The 22,380-nt window shown below is 50.7% G+C and carries 22 protein-coding genes and 1 pseudogene; 18 read left to right on the plus strand and 5 right to left on the minus strand.

Translation table 11 applies throughout. From position 1 onward, the window contains the following. Positions 1-180 precede the first annotated feature (180 nt). The gene (mdtK, locus tag N0B36_RS15860) at positions 181-1,554 is read left to right on the plus strand and encodes a multidrug efflux MATE transporter MdtK (protein ID WP_016152981.1); all 1,374 of its coding nucleotides are present in this window, start codon (positions 181-183) and stop codon (positions 1,552-1,554) included. Between the two features lie 38 nt (positions 1,555-1,592). On the opposite strand, the gene N0B36_RS15865 is transcribed toward mdtK, so the two are convergent. After that, positions 1,593-2,291, minus strand: coding sequence for an RluA family pseudouridine synthase (locus tag N0B36_RS15865; protein WP_200051772.1), 699 nt, complete (start codon positions 2,289-2,291; stop codon positions 1,593-1,595). Between the two features lie 133 nt (positions 2,292-2,424). On the opposite strand from N0B36_RS15865, the gene N0B36_RS15870 reads away from it, so the two are divergent. The 7 genes from N0B36_RS15870 (at position 2,425) to N0B36_RS15900 (ending at position 8,946) form a co-directional block, all read left to right on the plus strand. Then, a complete protein-coding gene (locus N0B36_RS15870) occupies positions 2,425-3,216 on the plus strand; it encodes a PhzF family phenazine biosynthesis protein (RefSeq protein WP_065554474.1) in 792 nt (263 codons plus the stop codon). 36 nt (positions 3,217-3,252) lie between these two features. Then, complete coding sequence (locus tag N0B36_RS15875; protein WP_016152978.1) at positions 3,253-3,561, plus strand: monooxygenase; 309 nt, start codon at positions 3,253-3,255, stop codon at positions 3,559-3,561. Between the two features lie 245 nt (positions 3,562-3,806). After that, positions 3,807-4,202 carry a RidA family protein gene (locus N0B36_RS15880; RefSeq protein ID WP_019076721.1) on the plus strand — a complete coding sequence of 132 codons (396 nt, stop codon included), beginning with the start codon at positions 3,807-3,809 and terminating at the stop codon, positions 4,200-4,202. A 27-nt stretch (positions 4,203-4,229) separates the two neighbouring features. Further along, positions 4,230-5,198 (plus strand): threo-3-hydroxy-L-aspartate ammonia-lyase, encoded by a 969-nt coding sequence (locus tag N0B36_RS15885; protein ID WP_191220023.1) that lies wholly within the window; start codon positions 4,230-4,232, stop codon positions 5,196-5,198. Positions 5,199-5,322: 124 nt separating this feature from the next. Then, complete coding sequence (locus N0B36_RS15890; RefSeq protein ID WP_016152975.1) at positions 5,323-5,964, plus strand: transcriptional regulator; 642 nt, start codon at positions 5,323-5,325, stop codon at positions 5,962-5,964. A 541-nt stretch (positions 5,965-6,505) separates the two neighbouring features. After that, positions 6,506-7,000, plus strand: a complete 495-nt coding sequence (locus tag N0B36_RS15895; protein WP_016152974.1) for a molybdopterin-dependent oxidoreductase — start codon at positions 6,506-6,508, stop codon at positions 6,998-7,000. 17 nt (positions 7,001-7,017) lie between these two features. After that, a complete protein-coding gene (locus tag N0B36_RS15900) occupies positions 7,018-8,946 on the plus strand; it encodes a bifunctional diguanylate cyclase/phosphodiesterase (RefSeq protein WP_259688621.1) in 1,929 nt (642 codons plus the stop codon). A 155-nt stretch (positions 8,947-9,101) separates the two neighbouring features. On the opposite strand, the gene N0B36_RS15905 is transcribed toward N0B36_RS15900, so the two are convergent. Next, entirely contained in the window at positions 9,102-10,061 is a 960-nt protein-coding gene (locus N0B36_RS15905; protein ID WP_016156416.1) for a DUF523 and DUF1722 domain-containing protein, read from the minus strand. Between the two features lie 203 nt (positions 10,062-10,264). On the opposite strand from N0B36_RS15905, the gene N0B36_RS15910 reads away from it, so the two are divergent. The 5 genes from N0B36_RS15910 (at position 10,265) to N0B36_RS15930 (ending at position 16,055) form a co-directional block, all read left to right on the plus strand. Further along, positions 10,265-11,374 (plus strand): AI-2E family transporter, encoded by a 1,110-nt coding sequence (locus N0B36_RS15910; RefSeq protein ID WP_049281614.1) that lies wholly within the window; start codon positions 10,265-10,267, stop codon positions 11,372-11,374. Between the two features lie 119 nt (positions 11,375-11,493). Continuing rightward, positions 11,494-13,278 (plus strand): diguanylate cyclase, encoded by a 1,785-nt coding sequence (locus N0B36_RS15915; RefSeq protein ID WP_259688622.1) that lies wholly within the window; start codon positions 11,494-11,496, stop codon positions 13,276-13,278. Positions 13,279-13,496: 218 nt separating this feature from the next. Next, positions 13,497-14,501, plus strand: coding sequence for a tryptophan--tRNA ligase (gene trpS, locus N0B36_RS15920; protein ID WP_235116785.1), 1,005 nt, complete (start codon positions 13,497-13,499; stop codon positions 14,499-14,501). 349 nt (positions 14,502-14,850) lie between these two features. Beyond that, positions 14,851-15,012 carry a hypothetical protein gene (locus tag N0B36_RS15925; protein ID WP_016152967.1) on the plus strand — a complete coding sequence of 54 codons (162 nt, stop codon included), beginning with the start codon at positions 14,851-14,853 and terminating at the stop codon, positions 15,010-15,012. Positions 15,013-15,302: 290 nt separating this feature from the next. Beyond that, positions 15,303-16,055 carry an SDR family oxidoreductase gene (locus tag N0B36_RS15930; RefSeq protein ID WP_103766261.1) on the plus strand — a complete coding sequence of 251 codons (753 nt, stop codon included), beginning with the start codon at positions 15,303-15,305 and terminating at the stop codon, positions 16,053-16,055. 93 nt (positions 16,056-16,148) lie between these two features. Here the strand turns inward: N0B36_RS15930 and N0B36_RS15935 are convergent. The 3 genes and pseudogenes from N0B36_RS15935 to N0B36_RS15945 all read right to left on the minus strand — a co-directional run. Beyond that, positions 16,149-16,493: pseudogene (locus tag N0B36_RS15935) on the minus strand (integrase core domain-containing protein); the annotation flags it as partial. A 233-nt stretch (positions 16,494-16,726) separates the two neighbouring features. Further along, a complete protein-coding gene (locus N0B36_RS15940) occupies positions 16,727-18,238 on the minus strand; it encodes a glycoside hydrolase 43 family protein (protein WP_259688623.1) in 1,512 nt (503 codons plus the stop codon). A 5-nt stretch (positions 18,239-18,243) separates the two neighbouring features. Continuing rightward, positions 18,244-19,671, minus strand: a complete 1,428-nt coding sequence (locus N0B36_RS15945; protein WP_259688624.1) for a glycoside-pentoside-hexuronide (GPH):cation symporter — start codon at positions 19,669-19,671, stop codon at positions 18,244-18,246. A gap of 250 nt (positions 19,672-19,921) precedes the next feature. Between N0B36_RS15945 and N0B36_RS15950 the strand changes: the two genes are divergently transcribed. The 5 genes from N0B36_RS15950 to N0B36_RS15970 all read left to right on the plus strand — a co-directional run. After that, entirely contained in the window at positions 19,922-20,143 is a 222-nt protein-coding gene (locus tag N0B36_RS15950) for a branched-chain amino acid transport system II carrier protein (protein ID WP_259688628.1), read from the plus strand. Positions 20,144-20,314: 171 nt separating this feature from the next. Then, positions 20,315-20,677, plus strand: coding sequence for a RidA family protein (locus tag N0B36_RS15955; RefSeq protein WP_032947028.1), 363 nt, complete (start codon positions 20,315-20,317; stop codon positions 20,675-20,677). 13 nt (positions 20,678-20,690) lie between these two features. Beyond that, positions 20,691-21,347, plus strand: a complete 657-nt coding sequence (locus N0B36_RS15960) for a transcriptional regulator (RefSeq protein ID WP_103766259.1) — start codon at positions 20,691-20,693, stop codon at positions 21,345-21,347. Next, a complete protein-coding gene (locus tag N0B36_RS15965) occupies positions 21,334-22,140 on the plus strand; it encodes a PhzF family phenazine biosynthesis protein (RefSeq protein WP_181220474.1) in 807 nt (268 codons plus the stop codon). The genes N0B36_RS15960 and N0B36_RS15965 overlap by 14 nt, the downstream gene beginning before the upstream one ends. An 85-nt stretch (positions 22,141-22,225) precedes the next feature. Continuing rightward, on the plus strand, positions 22,226-22,380 hold a 155-nt coding region (locus tag N0B36_RS15970), incomplete at its 3' end, for a branched-chain amino acid transport system II carrier protein (RefSeq protein WP_259688629.1).

Below are 22,380 nucleotides of genomic sequence, written 5' to 3' on the forward strand. Positions count from 1 at the left end.
CAGCACAATAGCAGGTGGAAATTCAGGTTGCCAGCGATGCGCCGCTACTGCCTGTTTTTTCACTGGAGAATTACGTATTCCTCGCTACAATAGACTGAAATTTCCCCTGCTTTTTCTCCTTGCTGCCATATAAGGCGGCTTTTTTAGTCTCTCAAATAACAACAATATAGTGGTGTACACGTGCAAAAGTATGTAAGTGAAGCGCGTCAGTTATTAGCTCTGGCAATTCCGGTGATTCTTGCGCAAATCGCTCAAACCGCAATGGGATTCGTTGATACCGTCATGGCGGGCGGATACAGCGCCACGGACATGGCGGCCGTCGCCATTGGCACATCTATCTGGCTGCCGGCCATTCTGTTTGGTCACGGACTGCTGCTGGCCTTGACGCCAGTGATTGCGCAACTCAATGGTTCCGGGCGCCGCGATCGTATCGCCCATCAAATACGCCAGGGTTTCTGGCTGGCGGGCAGCGTCTCCATTCTGATTATGATCGTGCTCTGGAACGCGGGATACATTATTCGCTCCATGCATAACATCGACCCGGCGCTGGCGGATAAAGCCGTCGGCTACCTGCGTGCGTTGCTGTGGGGCGCGCCGGGGTATTTGTTCTTCCAGGTAGCCCGTAACCAGTGTGAAGGTCTGGCCAAAACCAAACCGGCGATGGTGATGGGATTTCTCGGCCTGCTGGTGAACATTCCTGTTAACTATGTTTTCATTTATGGGCATTTTGGCATGCCGGAACTTGGCGGCGTGGGCTGCGGCGTGGCAACAGCGGCGGTTTACTGGGTGATGTTTATCGCCATGCTGTCATACGTTAAACGCGCACGCTCGATGCGTGATATCCGTAATGAGCGTGGTTTCCAGAAACCGGACACCGCCGTAATGAAGCGCCTGGTACAGCTGGGTTTACCTATCGCGCTGGCGTTATTTTTCGAAGTGACGCTGTTTGCTGTGGTGGCGCTGCTGGTTTCCCCGCTGGGGATTGTCGACGTGGCCGGACACCAGATCGCGCTCAACTTCAGCTCGTTAATGTTCGTCCTGCCGATGTCTCTGGCTGCAGCCGTCACCATTCGAGTCGGTTATCGTCTGGGCCAGGGTTCCACGCTGGATGCGCAAACCGCAGCCAGAACAGGTCTGGGCGTCGGCGTCTGCATGGCGGTTGTGACGGCGATTTTCACCGTGACATTCCGTGAGCACATTGCCCTGCTCTACAACAATAACCCGGAAGTTGTCGCTCTGGCAGCACAGCTCATGTTACTGGCCGCGGTGTATCAAATATCGGACTCTATCCAGGTTATTGGCAGCGGTATCCTACGTGGTTATAAAGATACGCGTTCCATTTTCTTTATTACCTTTACGGCATACTGGGTACTGGGTCTGCCGAGCGGTTATATTCTGGCGCTGACCGATCTGGTGGTTGACCGGATGGGACCGGCAGGATTCTGGATGGGCTTTATTATCGGCCTGACCTCTGCGGCAGTGTTGATGATGTTGCGGATGCGTTTTCTTCAGCGCCAGCCGTCAGCGGTTATTTTACAACGCGCTGCACGATAATCCCCAAATAGCCGCCATCTGGCGGCTTTTTTATATTCTCAAAACGGGCTGGCGTTTTGGGTCGTCATCCATTCCTGACTGACCGGATGCCTGAAATGCAGTTCACTGGCATGCAGCATCAGTCTCGACGTCCGTTCGGTGCCTGGCAGCAGACGCCCACCATATAAATCGCACCCCAAAATGGGATGCCCCAACTGCTGACAGTGGATCCGCAACTGGTGGGTACGCCCGGTTTCAGGCGTCAGCCGTACCCGCGTCAAAGCGAGTAACGTCCCATCTTGCTGGCGATGATGAAAACGCTCAATAACCTGATAGCGCGAGCGCGCGGGTTTACCGTTAATGGCGCAAATCGACATCAGTGGAAACAGCGCCGGGTCTTTGGCAATCGCTGCGTCTATAACGCCTTCATCGTTTTTCAGATGCCCGCACAACAACGCACTATACACCTTGCTTACCGCGCGCTGACTGAACTGCTGGCAAAGCGCGGCGTTGATAGCCTTGTTACGGGCAATCACCATCAGCCCTGACGTCCCAAAATCAAGCCGATGTACCAGCGTACAGCCGGGGTAAATCTGTACCAGCCGGTGATGTACCGAATCGAGATTCTGCGGATTTTTCCCCGACAAACTAAGCAGGCCGGTGGGTTTATTGATAAGCACCAGATGCTCGTCCTGATAGAGGATCGCTATCTCCTCATGACAAGGCGGGGCAATAAAGGTATCGAGGATCGTAGACATGAGCGGCCAGGATGAAGTGTGGAAACGGATGATAGCGAATTTTTACCACACTGGCGAATCAGGGCGCTTAACCAATGACAATCATTGCATGATAGAGTGTGGGATATCCTGAGTGCGATGAGAGGGTTACACCGTGCAACAAATCGATTTCTACATGGTAGATGCCTTTACCACTACGACGTTTGGCGGTAATGCCGCAGCAGTATGCCCGCTCGATGACTGGTTGCCCGATGAAATATTATTAAAAATGTCGCAGCAGCATAACCAGTCGGAAACCGCTTTTTTTGTCGCCAATGAGAATGGCTTCGAGCTGCGTTGGTTTACCACGCAAGGCGAAATTAATCTGTGTGGGCACGCCACGCTTGCCGCCGCACATGTCATCTTTGAACATCTGGATTTCCCGGAAGCGACCATCCATTTTGCCACCCGTTTTGTGGGTCCACTGACGGTCACGCGCAGCGGTGATTGGCTGACGCTTGATTTTCCTGCCTGGCAAAGCGAACCTGCCGAACCGCCCGCCTTACTGCTGGAAACATTGGGCATCACCGAATATAAAGAAGTGCGCGTCGCGCGCGATTACATGGTCGTGATGGAGAATCAACAGCAGGTTGAGGCTGTGCGCCCGAATATCCACGCCATGATTCCCCTCGGGAAAATGGTATGTATCACCGCGCCGGGTGACGGGGAATACGATTTCGTCAGCCGTTTCTTCTGCCCGGGTGAAGCGGTCGCGGAAGACCCGGTCACCGGTTCGACGCATAGCATGCTGATTCCTTACTGGGCTGCAAAACTGAATAAAACGCAGATGCTGGCGCGCCAGGTCTCTGAACGCGGCGGCGATTTACGCTGCCAACTGACAGGAACACGTGTTTATATCGGTGGACAAGCAGTAACTTATCTGACGGGTAAAGTGCTGTTACGCTAGCAGCCTTACCCGAATTAACCAATCCATGGAGGATTTATGGCGAACAAACTCGTGCAGATACACTTTGATTTTCCTGGTCCGTTTGGCGCTGAGATGTCACATCAGCTTGTTGAACTGGCCGAATCCATCAACCAGGAGCCGGGTTTCATCTGGAAAATCTGGACTGAGAACGCAGCAAACCACGAAGCGGGTGGCATCTACCTGTTTCAGGATGAAGACAGCGCTCTGGCCTATATCAAAAAACACACGGCCCGCCTGAAGCACCTGGGTGTGGAAGACGTGACGTGCAAAATCTTCGATATCAATGAACCGTTAAGTAAGATTAACCACGGCCATATCGGCTAATTTTTGGCTTTAACGCCCCGCCCCGGGGCGCTTCTTCACTCCCCTGCTTTACCCTCATCAAAAGCGTTCCCCCTCTTTCACCGCGCCAGGATAGCTATATAACGTGGGTCACGTTTGCCATAGTTCACAAAATCATCACCTGTGAAAACTATCACTAGCCGAACGCGGTTTGAAAGCGTATAAAATAATACAAATAGTATTATTTTATACAAAATGAATTACCACTAACTACAGGAGATTCTCTTATGTCCGTGGACATTACATTGAACTCATCTGCAGGAGGTTTTCCGCCTGCAGGTCATTACTCGCACAGTACAACGGCTGGCGGATTCGTCTTCATTTCTGGTCAGTTGCCGGTCACAAGTGATGGCGAAAAAAAAACCGAGGCCTCTTTTGAAGAACAGACGCGGCTGGTACTGCAGAATATTGATGCCTGCCTGGCTGGCGCAGGGGTTTCTCGACAGCACCTGGTGTCAGTACGCGTCTATGTGACAGATATCAACCAATGGCCAACGTTTAACAAAATCTATGGGGAGTGGATCGGTGATTTCCGGCCCTCCCGCGCGGTAGCGGGCGTTGCAGAACTTCATTATGGTTTCGCGCTGGAAGTTGAAGCTATAGCCCTGGCCCCACAAGCATGACGTTTAACGACATACAGGTGAACAACAATGACTGAAATGACACTGCCTGATTATAACGATGTTGCCGCCGCGGCAGAGCGCATCGCCGACTATGCCAACAAAACGCCGGTGATGACCTCCCGAACGGTTAATGACGAATTTGGTGCTGAAGTTTTCTTCAAGTGCGAAAACTTCCAGAGAATGGGCGCGTTTAAATTTCGCGGAGCCATGAATGCGTTACGCCAGTTCACGCCAGAACAACGCGCTGCGGGCGTCGTCACCTTTTCGTCCGGCAACCATGCACAGGCCATTGCCCTGTCGGCAAAATTGTTGGGGATCCCGGCGACGATTATCATGCCGCATGATGCCCCGGCGGCTAAAGTTGCAGCCACAAAAGGCTATGGTGGAAATGTGGTGATTTACGATCGCTATACCGAAGATCGTGAAAAAATCGGGCGGGAGCTGGCAGAGAAACAAGGATTGACGCTGATCCCGCCATACGACCATCCGCACGTGATTGCGGGCCAGGGCACCGCCACAAAAGAGCTGATTGAAGAAGTGGGTCAGCTAGACGTTCTTTTCGTGTGTCTGGGCGGCGGCGGCCTGCTTTCGGGCTCCTCACTGGCAGCCAGACATCTGTCACCTGACTGCATCATCTATGGTGTCGAGCCAGAGGCAGGAAACGATGGTCAACAGTCGTTTCGCAGCGGAAAGATTGTTCATATCGATACGCCGAAAACCATTGCTGACGGTGCTCAGACCCAACATCTCGGGAATATTACGTTTCCGATCATCCAGCGAAATGTGCACGATATTCTGACTGTCTCAGACGATGAATTAGTCGCCTCGATGAAATTTATCGCTGAGCGAATGAAAATTGTCGTGGAGCCGACTGGCTGTCTGGGTTTTGCCGCCGCCAGAGCGCACAAAGCTGAACTTCGCGGCAAGAAAATCGGCATTATCATCAGCGGTGGGAACGTGGATATCAGCCGCTACAGTGAATTCCTTGCCGGGTAATCAAGAAGGTATCTGCCATGCGGATACCTTATTACCGTCTGAACACTCGCGTCTGGAAAAGCGAACCCTGCTCACTGTAAACTGCCCGCAATCATGGCAACAGGCATCACCGCAGGAGACTGGCATGCCAAAAACCGATAACAACTCACTTCTCAGCCAAATTGACACTATCGCCAGGGGCTTGAGCGAGACCTTCTCGCCGTTTTGCGAAGTGGTGGTTCATGATCTCAAAAATCCTGAACATGCCATTTTATCCATCCATAATAACCTGTCCGGGCGAGAACCCGGCCAACCGGCAACAGAACTGGGTCTGGCGCGAATCGCATCGCCTGAATTCCCCAGCATTATAGCCAACTACAGCAACCAGTTTGCCGATGGCCGCCCGGTGAAAAGTACCTCCATCGGCATCAAGGATGATGAAGGCAAATACGTAGCAGCACTCTGTCTGAACGTGGATATGACGCTGTTTCGTGGCATGCAGAGTGCCCTTGCGCGTTTTACTGAAACCGCGGACTCTCCCATTAAGGAACATATCGATCCCGGCAGTAATGAAGTCATCCGCCAGCGTATCGATGACTTTGCCGCTAAATGCGCAACGACGGCCCGCGCCCTGAAACCTGAAGACCGTAAACGACTGATTCAACAATTACGCAAAGACGGTTTGCTGAACGTACGAAAATCTATGGACACAGTGGCGCAGCATCTGGGCGTCTCCAGAGCAACCGCGTATCTGTATGCCCGCCAGTCGGCTCAGGCTGGCGAATAAACCCGGTTATGCGGCGCTCAGCAAGGTATATCCGCCTGGCTTAGGCAGCAAGCCAGCGCGGCATATTCCCCCAATCGCGGTGCATCCAGCCATTGATAAGTTCATTAAGTTGCTGACGATCCCGTAGGTGATTTTGCATATTTTGAATTCCTGATAATTGACTATTTTTGAACGTCTGCTACGCCTGTGTAATCTAATCCCGGGAATAGGCAAAAGTTCGATTTATTCAACAAGGTTACCCGCCGATAAAACAACGATTCCCTGTCGCTGCACAAAAAAATAAACCTTTATGATCGTGTGATTTTTTAACAACCACAGAGTGATTGTTTTTTGTACAGACACAACAAAAATCACCGTCCGTTAATAACAGACTTCGCCTGATTTAATAAATATTCATAACCATTAAGCATGGCAACCCATTGATTTAAATGAATTAAAATACAAATAGCTTCACATCACCAATAATAGACAGACGGAATATATAAATAGCGTGATATCTAAATTATAATTCTTTTACATCCGGCTGATTGGTGAGGTTAGAATGCGGTTAATAGTCATGTTGGTAAGCGTTGTGCTCTCCACCCAGCTTTGGGCGGGTGAACTTTCCAGGCCCACCGGTAAAGTTCTTTTAACGTTATCCGGTAATATTGAAAATACAAATGAAGACGGGAAAGCAGTTTTTGATACCGCCAGCCTTGAGAAGCTGGGCATGGTAAGTTTTCAGACCACCTCCCCCTGGTATAATGGACGTACGACCTTTACGGGTATTCCACTACAAAAACTCATGGATTATGTTGGGGCGAGCGGCTCCGTTGTAAAGGTTACTGCGCTTAATGACTACACCACCGTTATCCCTCTCAGTGATTTCAAAAAATACAATGCCATCCTTGCTTTAAAAATCAACGGAAAATATATGCGCATCCGTGATAAGGGCCCATTATTCATTGTGTACCCCTATGACAGCATGCCGGAACTAAATAATCAGATTTATTATTCAAGGTCTGCATGGCAGGTCAGTAGTATGGATATTGAGTAAGCGTTCAGAGGAACATCATGAACAGAATACTGGCTGGCATCATCTTTTTTCTTTTTATATCGACCGGATATATCTCTTTCCTCGTGCATGAAAGGCAACAAGAGCTACAGAAACTGACTCACTACACCGATTCCTGGTCTGCCGCTCAGTTGGTATCACAATATTACCGATTTGAATCGTTGCTTGGTCTTTACACTATCGATGATACGATGAATCTTGATGATGTACGCATGCGTCTCGACATTATGCTCAGCCAGAGTGATTTGATAAAAGAAGGTGATTTGGGGCGCTACATAGAAAGCAATATTGCCCACCGTGAGCTAGCGGTAACACTTGAAAATATCCTTAGTTATCTGGATGATAATCTCGAGAAAATGAACCGTCCAGCACTCCAGGCGTATCTGAAAAAAATGCATACCCTGGATGCACAACTTGGGCGTCTTTCATCCGGCGCATTAAACAAAGATGTTAACTCGATTAATAACGCCAACCAAAAAATTCAAACGCTGTACTATATTTACTCAACGACATCTGTACTGCTAATAATACTGAGTGCGATTCTGGGTGTGCTCATTTTTTATCAAAACAGAAATATTCTGCGAGGGCACCTTCAGGTCAAGAGTCTTGCCGAAGAACTGCAAAAATCGAAGGAAAAGCTACAAATTCAGAATGCCAAACTGGAATATGACGTCTACCATGACTCGCTCACCGAGATGAATAACCGCCAGCTATTCTGGAGCGATTTAAATAAAACAATCGAAATGGCAGAGAAAAATAACGATGCTGTGACTGTGATGTTGTTTGATTTAGATCGATTCAAAGAGGTCAATGATACGTATGGTCATGATGCCGGTGATATGTTACTGCGCCAGATATCCGATCGTCTGATTTCGACAAGCCTTACGTCGGATACGCTGTATCGCTTAGGCGGGGATGAGTTTGCGTTTCTCTCAAGTGGCCTGACAGAAAGTCGGGCCGTGTCGCGAGCCCAGAAAATATGTGAGTTTATCAGCCAGCCTTACACCATTTACAACACAATTATCAACATAACTACCTGTGTTGGCATTGTTATCTCAGAAAATGAGCGTCGCTCCGACTATCTTTATAAATTTGCCGATCTGGCCCTTTATGAAGCCAAAAATGAAGGCTCTGGCAAAATAAAAGTCTTCCGGCAACGAATGTTAGAAAAATTGCAGGAAAGCAGAACGCTTGAGCATGATATGGCATTAGCAATAGTGAACAAAGAGTTCGTGGTGTATTACCAGCCTATTGTCGATTCTTTCAGTCAGAAAATATACAGCTATGAGGCGCTTATTCGTTGGGTCCATCCTCTCAAGGGCCTCCTGTCGCCGGATAGCTTTATTCCTGTTGCTGAAAAAACAGGGATGATTAATGAGATGGGGAAAGCGGTGCTGGAAATTGCCTGCAGGGAAGCTGCGGGTTGGGCGGTTCCGGCTAAAATCTCAGTCAATGTCTCCCCTGTCCAGCTAAGCAGCAAGGCCTTTGCAGGAATCGTGTTAACCATTCTGAAAGAAACTGGACTTCCACCTGACCGCCTCGAACTGGAAGTGACTGAATCCTCTCTCTTTACCGAGAGTGCTACACCGATAAATACGCTTAATAAGCTCCGGGCCCTGGGGGTAAAAATCTCCATCGATGATTTTGGTACCGGATACTCTTCTCTTTCGCGCCTCAGCAGACTTGCCTTCGATAAAATCAAAATAGACAAGTCCTTTGTGCATTCGATATCTACGCAGGAAGACGCCCTGACTATCATCAAACTGATCACGGGTATGGCGAAATCTCTCAATATGAAGGCTGTTGCAGAAGGTGTTGAAACGCAGGAGCAACTGGCAAGACTTCAGGCTCTGGGCTGCGATTTCGCGCAAGGATATCTGTTTGGCAAACCTCAGCCTTGTATCGATGAAGAAATCAGAAACGGTTAAATCGCGGCCGGCACATTTGCCCGTGGGTGCAGGGCCGCATTTTTATCATCGATTACACACCGTGAAAATTATCCCTGCTTAAACGCATCAGAAAACGGCAGGGATAACCTTCGCGAACAACGGATATTTCTGCCCCAGATTTACTCGCTATCAGGCTAATTAATCATTAACCGTAGGGCTAAATCCTTCGGATAAGGATCAAAATAGTTCTGGGTAAGCAAATAGCTGTCTGGGTATTCAGCAAGGTAGTGCTTGAGCAGAGTCAGTGGCGCCAATATTGGCAGCAGTCCGCCGCTATAGTTGAGGATAACGTCACGCAACTCTCCGCGCTGGCGGGTGTTCAACCGATCGCGGAAGTAGCCCTGAATATGCATCAGTACGTTGGTGTGATTTTTCCGTGAGGCGGGCTTTTTGAGGATCGCCATTAGCTTTTCGCGATATACCACGAAAAAAGCGTCCAAATCATCCCACTGATGGAGCGAGGCCACGAAAGGGCCAATATCCCGGTAACCCGCCTGGTGATGAGCCAAAAGCTGGAGCTTATAGCGGCTGTGGAAGTTGAGTAAACCGTGGCGAGTAAGACCAGAGGCTCGCAGCATATTAAGCTCATGTAACGCGAACACTCGCTCGACAAAGTTCTCCCTCAGCACCGGATCGTGCAAGCGGCCATCTTCTTCGACCGGCAACCACGGGTAGGTTTCCATTAATGTGCCGGTAAACAGACCGGTTCCCTCTTTTCGCCCGCGATTTCCCTTTTCGTCATACAGCCTCACTCTCTCCATTCCGCAGCTCGGTGATTTAGCACAGACGATAAAACCCGACAGACCGCCAAGCCCATTGATATATGAAGCGGTGAAATCGGACATTTTATCGGTTACATCCTCACCTGGCGCATGGCTAAAACACATGCGGATATTCCCCTGGGCGGTTTGAACCAAACGCAACGCGGGGCGTGGTACAGGCAAACCGATGGACATCTCCGGGCAAACAGGTTTAAAAGTCACCCACTGAGCCAGCTCGTCCATCACAAATCCCATCCGTTTATGCCCGCCGTCAAATCGCACGGCTGAGCCGGTTAAACATCCACTAATCCCGATGACAGGTTGAGTGTTCATAACGCCCCCTCTTTTTTTGACGCCCTTTTTCGGGAAGAAAAGTATGACTGTTTCACTAATAAATCATAGCGTACGTTATTTATCTGTCGCAGGCTCCCTACGAAAAACAGGTTAACCAATTTAAGTAAATATGCGCAGCGAAAGTTGGTAATTCCCCTGAACGGTTCTATAGTCGGGACTGCTTCTCATTACAGGGTTCACTAATGCGATTTAACGGACTGACTAAAGGTTTCTTCATTTTCATACTTGCCCTCGTGACCTGGGCGTTCTTCGATGTGTTGTCTCCCTATTTCTCTGCCATTTTGTGGGCCGCAATCTTAACCACCATCTTTAACCCGGTGAAAAACAGACTGCGCAGCGCGCTTGGCGAACGTAACGGGCTGGCGTCACTGCTCACCATCGGCATCATCTGTCTGATTGTTTTTATCCCACTGATGGTGATCTTCTCCTCGTTGGCTATTGAGCTGAACGTGGTGTATGCCAAATTACAACAAAACGACACTCAGTTCCCGGAAGTGGTCACCGCCATTATTTCGTATCTTCCTGACTGGGCCAGAGGATTCCTCGCAGAACATAATCTGGATAACGTCGCGCAGATCCAGAAAAAACTGTCCGACGTTGTACTGCAGGGTGGGCAGTACCTCGCCGGCAGCGCGTTCCTGATTGGTAAGGGGACATTCGGCTTTGCTATTAGCTTTGGCATCATGCTGTATCTGCTGTTTTTCTTACTGAAGGACGGGCCGTACCTGGTGCGCCAGATTCTGGACTCATTACCGCTTTCTGATTTTGCCAAACAGCACCTGTTTGCCAAATTCGTCGGCGTGACGCGGGCAACGGTCAAGGGCACAGCGGTCGTGGCGTTGGTTCAGGGTATTCTTGGCGGCATCGCGTTTGCAATTGTCGACATCGACGGCAGCGTTCTGTGGGGCGCGCTGATGGCGTTTCTCTCCCTCGTGCCCGCGGTCGGCTCAGCGATCGTCTGGGTACCTGCGGCAATCTTCCTCTTCGCCACGCACCAGCTTTGGCAAGGGCTGTTTATCGTTGGCTTCTTCGTGATTATCGTCGGGCTGGTGGACAATATCCTGCGCCCGCTGCTGGTGGGTAAAGACACCAAAATGCCGGATTATCTGATTCTGATTTCCACTCTCGGCGGAATGGAGATCTACGGCATTAACGGCTTTGTGATTGGCCCCCTGATTGCCGCACTGTTTATTACCTGCTGGAACCTGTTTTCCGGGCGCGATCATGAAGGTAACGTGGAAGGAATCGACGAAGCCTTTATGGAAGAAGGAAGAAATCCTCCAGATTTATGATGGCAGGACGATAACAGAAGGCGGTCCTGAGACCGCCTTTTTTATTTTCACGCAAAATCATACGTTTCCTATAATTTCAATCATGCTTATTCATTAATCGTCGCAGAAGGAACTAATCAGTGCGAATTGCCACAATCACCAACTGGGCCTACAGCGCGACGGTGTGTCTGACCATTGCCTCCGGCGTTGTCATGTTGATGGCCTCCAGCGCCGATAACACCGAACGCCAGGTGGTGGAGCAGCGTTATCAATTCGATCAACTGACCGAAGAAGTCGAGCTTGATGCTTGGTCGCTGTCCAGTCTGGCACGCGAATATGTTATTGCAAAAGACCCGGAAGCGCTTAACGCCTACCGCCAGAAAGAAGCGTCGCTGAAAGCCGTTGAACAGCGACTGTCGAAACTAAAAGACATTGGGGCGACGGATGAAGAGCTGGCGCTATTGCATGAAGGGCTGCAGATTGTTGATACCCTACAGGATGAGCAAGCTACGGCGCTTGCCAGCGTCGCGCGCGGAGAAGAGTCGCAGGCCATCGCCCTGCTGTATGGCAAATCCTATGAACAGGAACTGGAGCGAGCCCAGGACCGGATAGATCATTTCCGTCAGTTACTCGACAGCCGCGTACGCAACACCATTGAAGATGCCACTCAGACATCGCGCACGCTACGTACGGCTTCGGAAGTGATGGTCGGGCTGACGGCGCTGCTATTTTTGTTTGTTCTCGGCTTTATTTTAAAACGCCGCGTACTGCGTCCCGTGGTGCGTTTGAGCGATGTGGTTAACCGTCTGGCGTCGCAGGATTACGCCGTTGAGACACCCAGCTTTAATCAGATCGATGAGATCGGCGATATGGCGCAGGCGATCCGCATTTTTCGCGAGAACGGCCTGGCACGTCAGCGACTGGAGAAAGAACGAGACGCCGACTGGGCAATCCGCGAGCTGCTCGCACGTATGACTCAACGTTTGCAAGGCTGCGAGAATTTTGCCGATGTCATTAATGTGGCAGAGCTGTTTGCGCCGAATGTTGCTCCCGGTATTGCCGGGCGGCTTTACATACTGGATCGAGAGCCCTGGCAAATGCGCTGCGTTGCGCAATGGCTTTCACCGCAGGGCAAAGCGGATGCTTTCCACCCGGACGAATGCTGGGCAGTGCGCCGTGGTCAGAGTCATCCACCGGTGCAAGGCGAACCCGATATCGCCTGCTACCATCTACCGGAATCATGCCAGCAGCATACCCTATGCGTGCCACTGATTGCCCAGGGTGAAGCCATCGGCCTGCTCTCATTCCAGAACCTCAGCAATGATTCCGCTCCCTCTCGCGCGTATCTTGAACTGATGGCGGAAGCACTCGGTCTGGCGTTAGCCAACCAGCGCCTGCGTGATGCGCTGCTGGAGAAAGCGCTCTACGACCCGCTAACCGGCCTGCGCAACCGTCATCATCTGGAAGATACGCTGCGCACCCAGATGAGCCAGGCAGTGCGTAACAAAGAGCCAATCAGTTGCCTGATGATCGATATCGATCATTTCAAAAATATTAACGACCGCTTTGGCCATGAGGCGGGCGATAGCGTGATAAAAAGTATCGCCACCACTATTCAGCGCGTTGTCCATGACAGCGGCATGGCCTTCCGCTACGGCGGTGAAGAGTTTCTGGTGTTGCTGGCCAATACGGATGAGCAGACCGCCAACCGCTTTGCGACAGATATTTATAATGGTGTACGCGAACTGTCGCTGCGCTTTGGACTTTCAGAGATTGGTCACGTTGATGTCTCTATTGGCGTTGCCAGCTATCCGCAGCACGCCCAGAGCGACAATCTTCTGCGCGCCGCAGACGTGGCGCTGTATCGCGCGAAAGAGTTAGGCCGTTCGCGCATCGTGAGCTTTGGTATGCTGGAAGCGAGCTAAGATACGTCAGTACGCCGCGCATTGCTTTACCTCTGCGCCAGGCGGTGATATGTTGACTGGATGAACACAAAATACGATATCACCGCGTTTAATCACAACCTGTGGTGGCTGCCTTCTTAAAGGCGGTCAGAATGTGTTTTCCCCATTTTAAATAACCGCCGAAAGGCGGTTATTTGCATTTAAAGACCCCTTTCGGTTTTTTGATTAAGGAGTCTTACATGAACGATAAAACTATCATCCTCACTGGCGATCGTCCCACTGGCCCGCTGCATCTCGGCCACTATGTTGGCTCTCTGCGCCAGCGCGCCACGCTGCAACATGATTATCAGCAGTTTATATTGGTTGCTGACCTGCAAGGGCTGACCGATAACGGCAGCACACCACAAAAGATCCGCAACAATATTCCCGAAGTGCTGGCTGATTACCTCGCCGCAGGAATCGACCCGTCACTCACCACCATTTGTCTGCAGTCGGCCCTGCCCGCCCTCGCTGAGCTGACCGCGCTTTATATGAACATCGTTACCGTGGCTCGCGTGGAGCGAAATCCTACGGTCAAAAACGAAATTGCGCAGAAAGGATTTGCCCGCTCGTTACCGGTTGGCTTTCTGGTTTATCCCATCAGCCAGGCGGCAGATATTACCGCCTTCAAAGCCGAGGTGGTTCCCGTCGGCGACGATCAGTTGCCCATGATCGAACAGACCAATGAGATCGTGCATAAGATGAATAGTCTGTTACCGACCTCTGTCTTGTCGCATTGTAAAGCGCTACTGAGTGAGACCAGCCGTCTTCCAGGGATCGACGGTAATGCCAAAATGTCAAAATCGCTCGGCAACACACTACTCCTGTCTGCCAGCGAAGAGGCTATTCATCATGCGGTCAGCGCAATGTACACCGATCCCAATCATCTAAAAGTGTCCGATCCGGGGCAGATTGACGGCAATATCGTATTTACTTACCTCGATGCTTTTCATCCGGATAAAGCAAAAGTGGCGGAGATGAAAGCACATTATCAGCGCGGCGGGCTGGGTGACCGGACATGTAAAAACGAGCTGGAGATGTGCTTGCAGGAGCTTATCGCCCCGATGCGCGAGCGGCGGGCAACCTACATCCAGGATAAAGGTATGCTGATGGCGATGCTCAAAAAAGGAAGCGAAGAGGCGCACGAGGTCACGCAGCAGACATTAAAAGAAGTAAAGCAAGGGCTGGGTTTGCCGGTGTTCTGAACTCGAAGCACTACAGGTTCTATAAATAAAGTTAGCTCCCGACGAATGACAATCGCCGGGAGTGGCGCAGCCATGCGTTGACGCGTAAAGGTAACCACTGTCACAGAGGCTAATTAATTCGCTGTTTAATAATCCACTCAAGACGATATGTCGTTTTTTATGCAGTGTTATTTCTATCCTGCACCTTCAATTATTTCAACTAATCATTATGAATTACCCATTACATGTACGGGTTCGAAATCCTCACCTTGCCTGAGATATGATTATTTGTTAAATTAACCGCATTAGCGTTAAATACATTGAGCATTACACAGACGCTATTTATACAATAATGAATGATGGAGTTAAAATGAAGTATGCGTTTGCATTAATGTTGAGTATGGTATTATCAGGTTGTACCGCAAATGATTGGGTGGATGCTGCAAGTGGGATAATGCAGGCAAAAGACCAACACGATAAAGACGCAAGAAACAATCGCATCAAAGAAGCCAACAGGGCTGCAGGCTACTGATATTTAAATGATTAGCACATCCCTCTTCTTGTCTTTATAAACAGAAGAGGAATGGTATTCTAAACAAATTTACTGACTAAATAGCACAATTAAAATTGGTGTATAGCGCATACATATCCTTGCAGAGAATATAATAACCTAACGCTCAGTCCGCTCCGCGCCAGATGCTGGCTTTGCAAGTCCCCTGTCCCTATTCCTCATGTAAAAATGGCACTAATTGAAAGATGCCAATCCACCTCCTCATGTATATCTATATCCACACATAGTCATAAAGAAAAGGATGGATGAAGATGCTAAGAGGTAAAAGAGCCGTAATTACGGGTGGAGGCGGAGGATTTGGTCAGGCGCTGTGCGTGTGGCTGGCGCGAGAAGGCGTTGAGGTGGATTTTTGCGCGCGGCGTGCTGATGATATTCAAAAAACCTGCAGTATCATCGCGGCTGAAGGCGGGATTGCAAAAGGATATATCTGTGATTTAACCCAGCCTGAATCCCTTTCGCAGTTTTCTTCACAGTTGTTAACTTCAGACAAGCCCATCGATATTTTAATCCTCAATGCCGCACAGTGGCTGTCAGGAACGTTAGACGATCAACCAGACGCAGAAATTATCAATACCGTCAGTTCAGGCCTGACAGGTGCGATTTTATTGACTCATGCATTGTTGCCTGGGTTAAGACGTTCAGAAAGCGCGGATGTCGTCTCAATAATATCTTCATGTGGGATTCCGAATTTTACGGATTCAATTGCGCATCCCGCTTTTTTTGCCAGCAAACACGGGCTGAGCGGATTCACAACTAAACTGTCACACCAGTTGTCCGAAGAAAATATACGTGTGACCGGGTTGTATCCACCGGATTTCGAACTTACAGGGTTAGATACGTTTGTTGATAGTCAATCCAGAATGGGGGAACGTTTATTAAATGGACGCTCAGTCTGGGAAACAATTCGTTTTGTGCTGGCTCAACCGCGTAGTTGCCATATAGGTAGTATCTACTTTCAAGGTCCAACTCGCGAGAAACTGAGTTCCAGGGACGGCTCCTCGTAAAAACATTAACATCAGTAAGAAAAGGTTTGTCTCGCTCCATTTAGGTTAGAAAAGCGATCTCATCTTCTAAAATTTTCGCTCGATATGATGTGGTCAACTAAAACTGACCACCGCTTTAGAGTTTTTCCTGTATCGGCTTTCCGATTCGTTTGGGGGTAACCCTCCGTTATAGTCATGCGCCCTTAGCGAGCTGTAATACCCGACGATATAGTCTGTGATCGCATGAGCAGCTTCGCTAAAGTTTATATAACTTGTCGCTGGCACCCACTCGTTTTTCAGACTCCGGAAGAAGCGTTTCATCAGGCTGTTGTCCCAACCGTTTCCACATCGGCTGATACTCTGCCTGATCCGGCAACGCCACAGTAACTGCCGGAACTGCCTGCTTGTAGAGTGGCTACTCTGGTCACTGTGGAACATCACTCCGACTGGTTTACCCATCGCGTCATGGTAGAAAGACCCACATCCATAGCACCGGCCAGCAGCATCCCGGCCGACCCTGGCCGAAATGGTGGAGCAGATAACACCGTAGAACATGCCGGATGAGGTTTACCGATACACCGGTGTGCCAGATGCTGTCCTTTACCCTGCTGCGAGAAGCCGGTTTTCAAGCTCAGCGTGGTGCTAGACTGGGGTTAATCAATACCCCGCGCCGTCGACGCGGGGATTACGCATTACGGGACGTTCACTGTAAAAGAGGAAAACAGACAGCTGCCTTCGCTTGCCTGGCCGTGCAGGTTTAGGGCCGCCAGCCCCAGTTTAGCACCCACCCATTTGCCTTTTCCGGCGGCAAAGGTGCGGGGCCAACTCTGCCATTCTTCGCCGTCGCTCCGCCAGCTAAAACGGCAAATGCCGCCTGCACCCACTTCGACGCGCAACTGGCACTGTGAACCGGCAAGCGGGGTTATACACTCAGTCTCTTCCCGTACCTGACCGCTGTCGCTCATCCAGCCGCACACCCACAGCAAACGGCAGGCATTATCGCCGTGTTCAAGCAATAATGCCGCGTAGCGCTCGCCATACACGATCAGGCCGCCGGCATCTCCCGACCGTGCGGTATCAAGCTGCAATGCCGTTTGTGCGCTGAAGGTCCTGGCGGGGAATTTTTGCAGCAGCAGATTGGGCGACCAGTAAAGCGCCTCGCGCCGCACGGGCTGGAAGGTGAGATGAAGTCCATCACTGCCCGCTTTACGCCACTGTGGCTGTGGGTTGGCCTGCCATTGCCACTGTAAACCGGGTGCACCGTGGTGAAAGTCATCGCTGGTTTGTGGGCCACCGTGCTCAGCAGCGAGCAATCCCGAAGGAGACGGGCACTGAGATACTGGCTGTCCGACACCCGTCTCCCCGATCTGCTCGCCGATGCGCGGCCAGTCATCATCTCCCCAGAACATCGGTTGCAGATGAACGATGCGGCCATAGATATGGGCATCCTGGAAATGGACAAACCAGCATTCCCCCTGCTCGCCCTCTACCCAGCCCCCTTGATGCGGCCCGTTAACCGGCGTATCGCCCTGAAAAAGCACATTACGCGTCTGCCATGGGCCCTGCATATCCCGGGCGCGCAACACGGTTTGCCAGCCTGACTCCACGCCTCCGGCTGGGGCGAAGATGTAATACCAGTCGTTGCGCTTATAGACTTTCGGGCCTTCCAGAGTCGGTAAATCGCAGGTTCCGTCATAGAGAATTTGCCCTTCGCCGGTGACCGATTTGCCGTCTGGCGTCATCGGCAGCAACTGTAACTTATGCTTGATGCCGCTGCGGCTGTGGGCGAAGGCATGCACCAGCCACGCCTTGCCATCGTCGTCCCAGAATGGGCAGGGATCGATCCAGCCTTTGGCCGCTTTGACGCAATGCGGAGGCTGCCACTCCCCCCAGGGATCCTGCGTCCAGGACATAAAAATCCCTTCATCTGGGGTGCTGAAAAAGACCCACAGCTTATCATCATGCCAGCGAATCGACGGCGCCCAGGCCCCCTTACCCGGCTGGACCTCCTCATAGCCAGGCAGCGGCAGCGTTTGCAGAACATGGTTGATGATTGTCCAGTTCACCAGATCCGTCGAGTGCAACAGCGGCAAGCCCGGCATGTGATTAAAGCTGGAGGCGACCATAAAAAAATCATTACCAACGCGAACGACGTCCGGGTCGGAATAATCGGCGCAGATAATCGGGTTGTGATACATCATCATCCTCCTCAGGCTTTGTTCAGCGACACACACGTCACTTCTGGCGTAGCGTTATCAACAGGTGCTACAGCCGTTTGTCGGGCCGACAGGTCGCGCTGGATAGTGGCCATGGTTTGGTCATCAAGTTTATAGAAGCGCGACAGCCACCACAGAACCAGGTAGGACAGCGATGGCCCGAGTGTCAGCAGGCCAATAATGCCCATGGTCGCCATCGGCGTCTGTTCCGCCACGCCGGACTGATAACCGAAGATTCCCAGGGAGAAACCGACCAGCGCTCCGGCGACAGCCATTCCCATTTTGAGGGCAAACAGGTTACCAGAATAGGACAGCCCGGTTATCCGGCGGCCAAATTTCCATTCACCGTAATCGGCGGCGTTGGCCATCATGTTCCACTTAAAGGGCTGGTACATCTGATGGAAGAAGCCGACCAGGAAATAGAGTGGGAACACCACCGCAAGCCAGGTTGGTGGAATAAAGAACATCACCACACCAACGGCGACCAGCAGCAGGTTGATATTTTTAAACAGCGACACGGCCCGGTAGCGTTTTGCCAGATACCCCGCTGCAATACTGCCAATAATGGTGCCGACGACGCTTGTGGAGACAAACGCGGATTTCATTGCCGTACCTGCAGCAGACGACACGCCATCCATCATCAGATAAGTGGCGTAGTAGAGCGTTGCGGCGCTGCGCATCACCCCGGCCATACTGGAAAAGAAGGTGATAATGGCGACAATCCGCCACTGATCGTTTGCCAGCAGCTGGCGAATATCTCCTTTCACATCGCCCTGATTTTCAACAATGGGGGCCACGCGCTCTTTGGTAGTGAAGAAACAGAACGCTAGCATTGCGATGGCGATAGCCCCCATGATGCCCATTGTCGCCTGGAAGCCAAATTGTTTATCGTCTTTGCCCAAATAATCGACCAGAAACAGCGTTGCGACCGAGACCATCAGCCCGGCCAGCGAGGAGATCGTAAAACGATAAGATTGCGCGGAGAGACGGTCTTTCTCGTCACGGGTAATCACCCCGCCGAGGGCGCAATACGGAATGTTGATAAAGGTATAACACAGCATCAGCAGGGTGTAGGTGATGTAGGCATACACAAGCTTGCCGGACGCACCAAATTCCGGAGTGGTGAAGGTCATCACCGCCAGCACCGCGTAAGGAACGGCGAACCAGATAAGCCACGGACGAAAATGTCCCCAGCGGGTTTTAACCCGGTCGGCCACAATCCCGGTCAGCGGGTCGGTAATGGCATCAAGCACACGCGTCACCAGAAACATTACGCCAACCGCAGCGGCAGAAAGTCCATAGATATCAGTGTAAAACCAGGTCAAAAACATGGTTACGGATGAATAAACAATCCCGCAGGCCGCATCCCCCATACCGTATCCTAACTTCTCGGCCACCGATAACTTATTGTCATGATTCACGATCAGTCCCCCCTGTATTAATGTGGATTTAACTGTATAAGCCCTTCCTTTTTGCGCGTATTGCTTTTTTTTGTTATGCGATTATGTAATTTGATAACTGAGAAAGTTGTCACACATCTTTATAACTGGTATTACAGGCATAACTTTCATATGAAGCATTTAGCGGCCTCACTGTCATAAAACACAGGCTAACCGCACCGGTTCAAGGTAGAGTCTTAGGACGTGGTGTAAATGGTCGAGCCTGATTTTTATTGGCATATGTGCCTGGTTACATCCGATTGGTGACCTCACGACCGCCACAACCGCGTATCAAACTCGCGCATTCGATACAGGGTTCGTCAACGGTTATCAGACCCTGGATGTACAGCCCGGTGCGGGCGCAACGAACGGTATGCAGGTGATGAGCGCCTATGTCGAGACTGTTTTTGGCGTTTATGGCCGGGTGTTGTTGGCGGGGATCTATAGTGCTTAAAGGCGGTTCAGAGCATGTCCCATCCCGTCAACAAAGTATCTGTCGATGCTCTGTTAGTGGAGAGACATGAAAGCCACGAAATCAACAAATGTTTAAAATAATAATTTTGTTTAATTTAAAGTTAAGTCATGCTACCGTGCTACTACACTTTCTTTAGGGCAAATCTGACACATGTCTATCGTACGCTACCCCACGACCAAGCCTTTTCCCTTTTCAGACGCCGTGCAGGTGAACGGGTTTGTTTTTCTTTCAGGCCATGTCGCCATGAGCCCCGAAGGTGAACCGTTGTATGGATCTGTCACCCAGCAGACCCGGCATATCATGCACGCCATCCGGGAAACTCTGGCGCGGGCGCATACGACGCTGAACCACATTGTGAAAGTCCAGGTTTGGTTAAGCAGCATGGAGCACTTTAGCGAATTCAATGTTGCTTACAGCGCGTTCTTCCCGGAAGGTTTCCCCGCAAGGAGCGTCGTCACCAGCCACCTTGCATTTGATTTAGACGTCGAAATAGAAGTCCAGGCCGTTGTCTGATGGAGAGAGCAAAATGAAAGACGAACGTGAACGTTTAATCACTATTTTGACGGCTTCGCTTGAGGCATTGAGAACCACGCTTCCCTTAAACACAGAAGCAGTTCTGCATGACCTTACCCGCCCCGAATCGTCCGTGATAAGCATCATTAATGGACACGTCAGCGGCAGGAAAGCCGGTGATGCGCTGTTGTCCGGCCCGGAAAATGACACGGGATTTTTAGGTTTACTGGATGCTTCGCAGCGTGTTTCCAGTCAGGTATTCAGTGGATATACCACCACCACTCTCTCTGGCACCACATTGAATAGCGCATCGACGATTTATTACAGCAAGGACGGCGTGCCGTTAGTAGCTTTTTGCATTAACGTCGATATGGATGTGGTATCAAAACTCAAACGCGACCTGGACTATTTACTCCATCCGGCCGCCGCGGCTGAAACGCCGGAAAATCCGCTAGCTGATATTCAGGATAAATCTCTGGATGACGTTATTTCGAAATTCAGACCCACGGGTTCAGAAAATAAAATTGATTTCAGAAAACGGGTTATTTCTGAAATACATGCTCAGGGCTTTTTCAAGATTAAAGGCAGCGTTAATCATGTCGCTAAAGCGCTGGGCGTCACCCGATACACCGTTTACAACTATCTGGATAAATTAAATGACAAAGTCTGACACCACAGTAATTCCTTTTTATCAGGTTGATGCTTTCACCTCTCAACCTTTTGGCGGCAACCCGGCGGGCGTTTGTCCGTTAACTGAGTGGCTGCCTGACACTGTTCTGCAAGCCATCGCCACGGAGAATAATCTTTCTGAAACCGCGTTTTTTGTGCCGTTCGAGGAGGGTTATCAACTGCGCTGGTGTACGCCTGCGGTTGAAGTGGATTTGTGCGGTCATGCCACTCTCGCTGCATCCTGGGTGCTGTTCAACAAGCTTGGCTACCAACAAGAAACTATCAGCTTCCACACCCGCAGCGGCCTGTTGACGGTGAGTAAGAACGGGGACGAACTCTGCATGGACTTCCCGGCTAAATCGGCCATGAAGATTGATACTCCTGATGGACTGCCGGCAGCCCTCGGCATTACCGCCGGTGTTATCGGGGTGTGGAAATCGGACGATCTGATTGTACTGGTCGATGACAAAAATATCATCGACGGGCTTAATCCTGACTTCAATAAGCTGGCGGTATTCGACACCCGCGGCGTGATCGTGACCGCCGCTGATAACCAGTTTGATTTTGTGTCCCGTTGGTTCGGCCCGCAGGTCGGCGTGAACGAAGATCCAGTCACCGGGTCGGCACACACTTTCCTCGCCCCGTTCTGGGCGGCGCGTACGGGTAAAAATGTCCTGACCGCTCAACAAGGCGGGAAGCGTAAAGGGGCGTTGCGCTGTGTAGTTCGGGATGACGGGCGCGTGGAATTGCATGGCTTCGCTCGTATGACCATCGAAGGAATATTCCAGTTGTAATAACGATGTATGACCGGAACGGTGACCAGGCATATAATGACCACGCCTTCCAAAGCATGATGTTTATATAAAATAAGAGTTAATAATGACAGCAAACACCAGACTTTCATTGCCAGAGACAATGGCTCTTGGCGGGATGACACTTGCGCTTTTTTTGGGTGCAGGCAATATTATATTCCCGCCGCTGGTCGGCATGCAGGCGGGCGCAAACGCCTTTAATGCAGGCTTTGGCTTTATCAT

This window comes from Citrobacter sp. XY323, from assembly GCF_025106035.1.
GTDB classification, from domain to species: Bacteria; Pseudomonadota; Gammaproteobacteria; order Enterobacterales; family Enterobacteriaceae; genus Citrobacter; species Citrobacter braakii.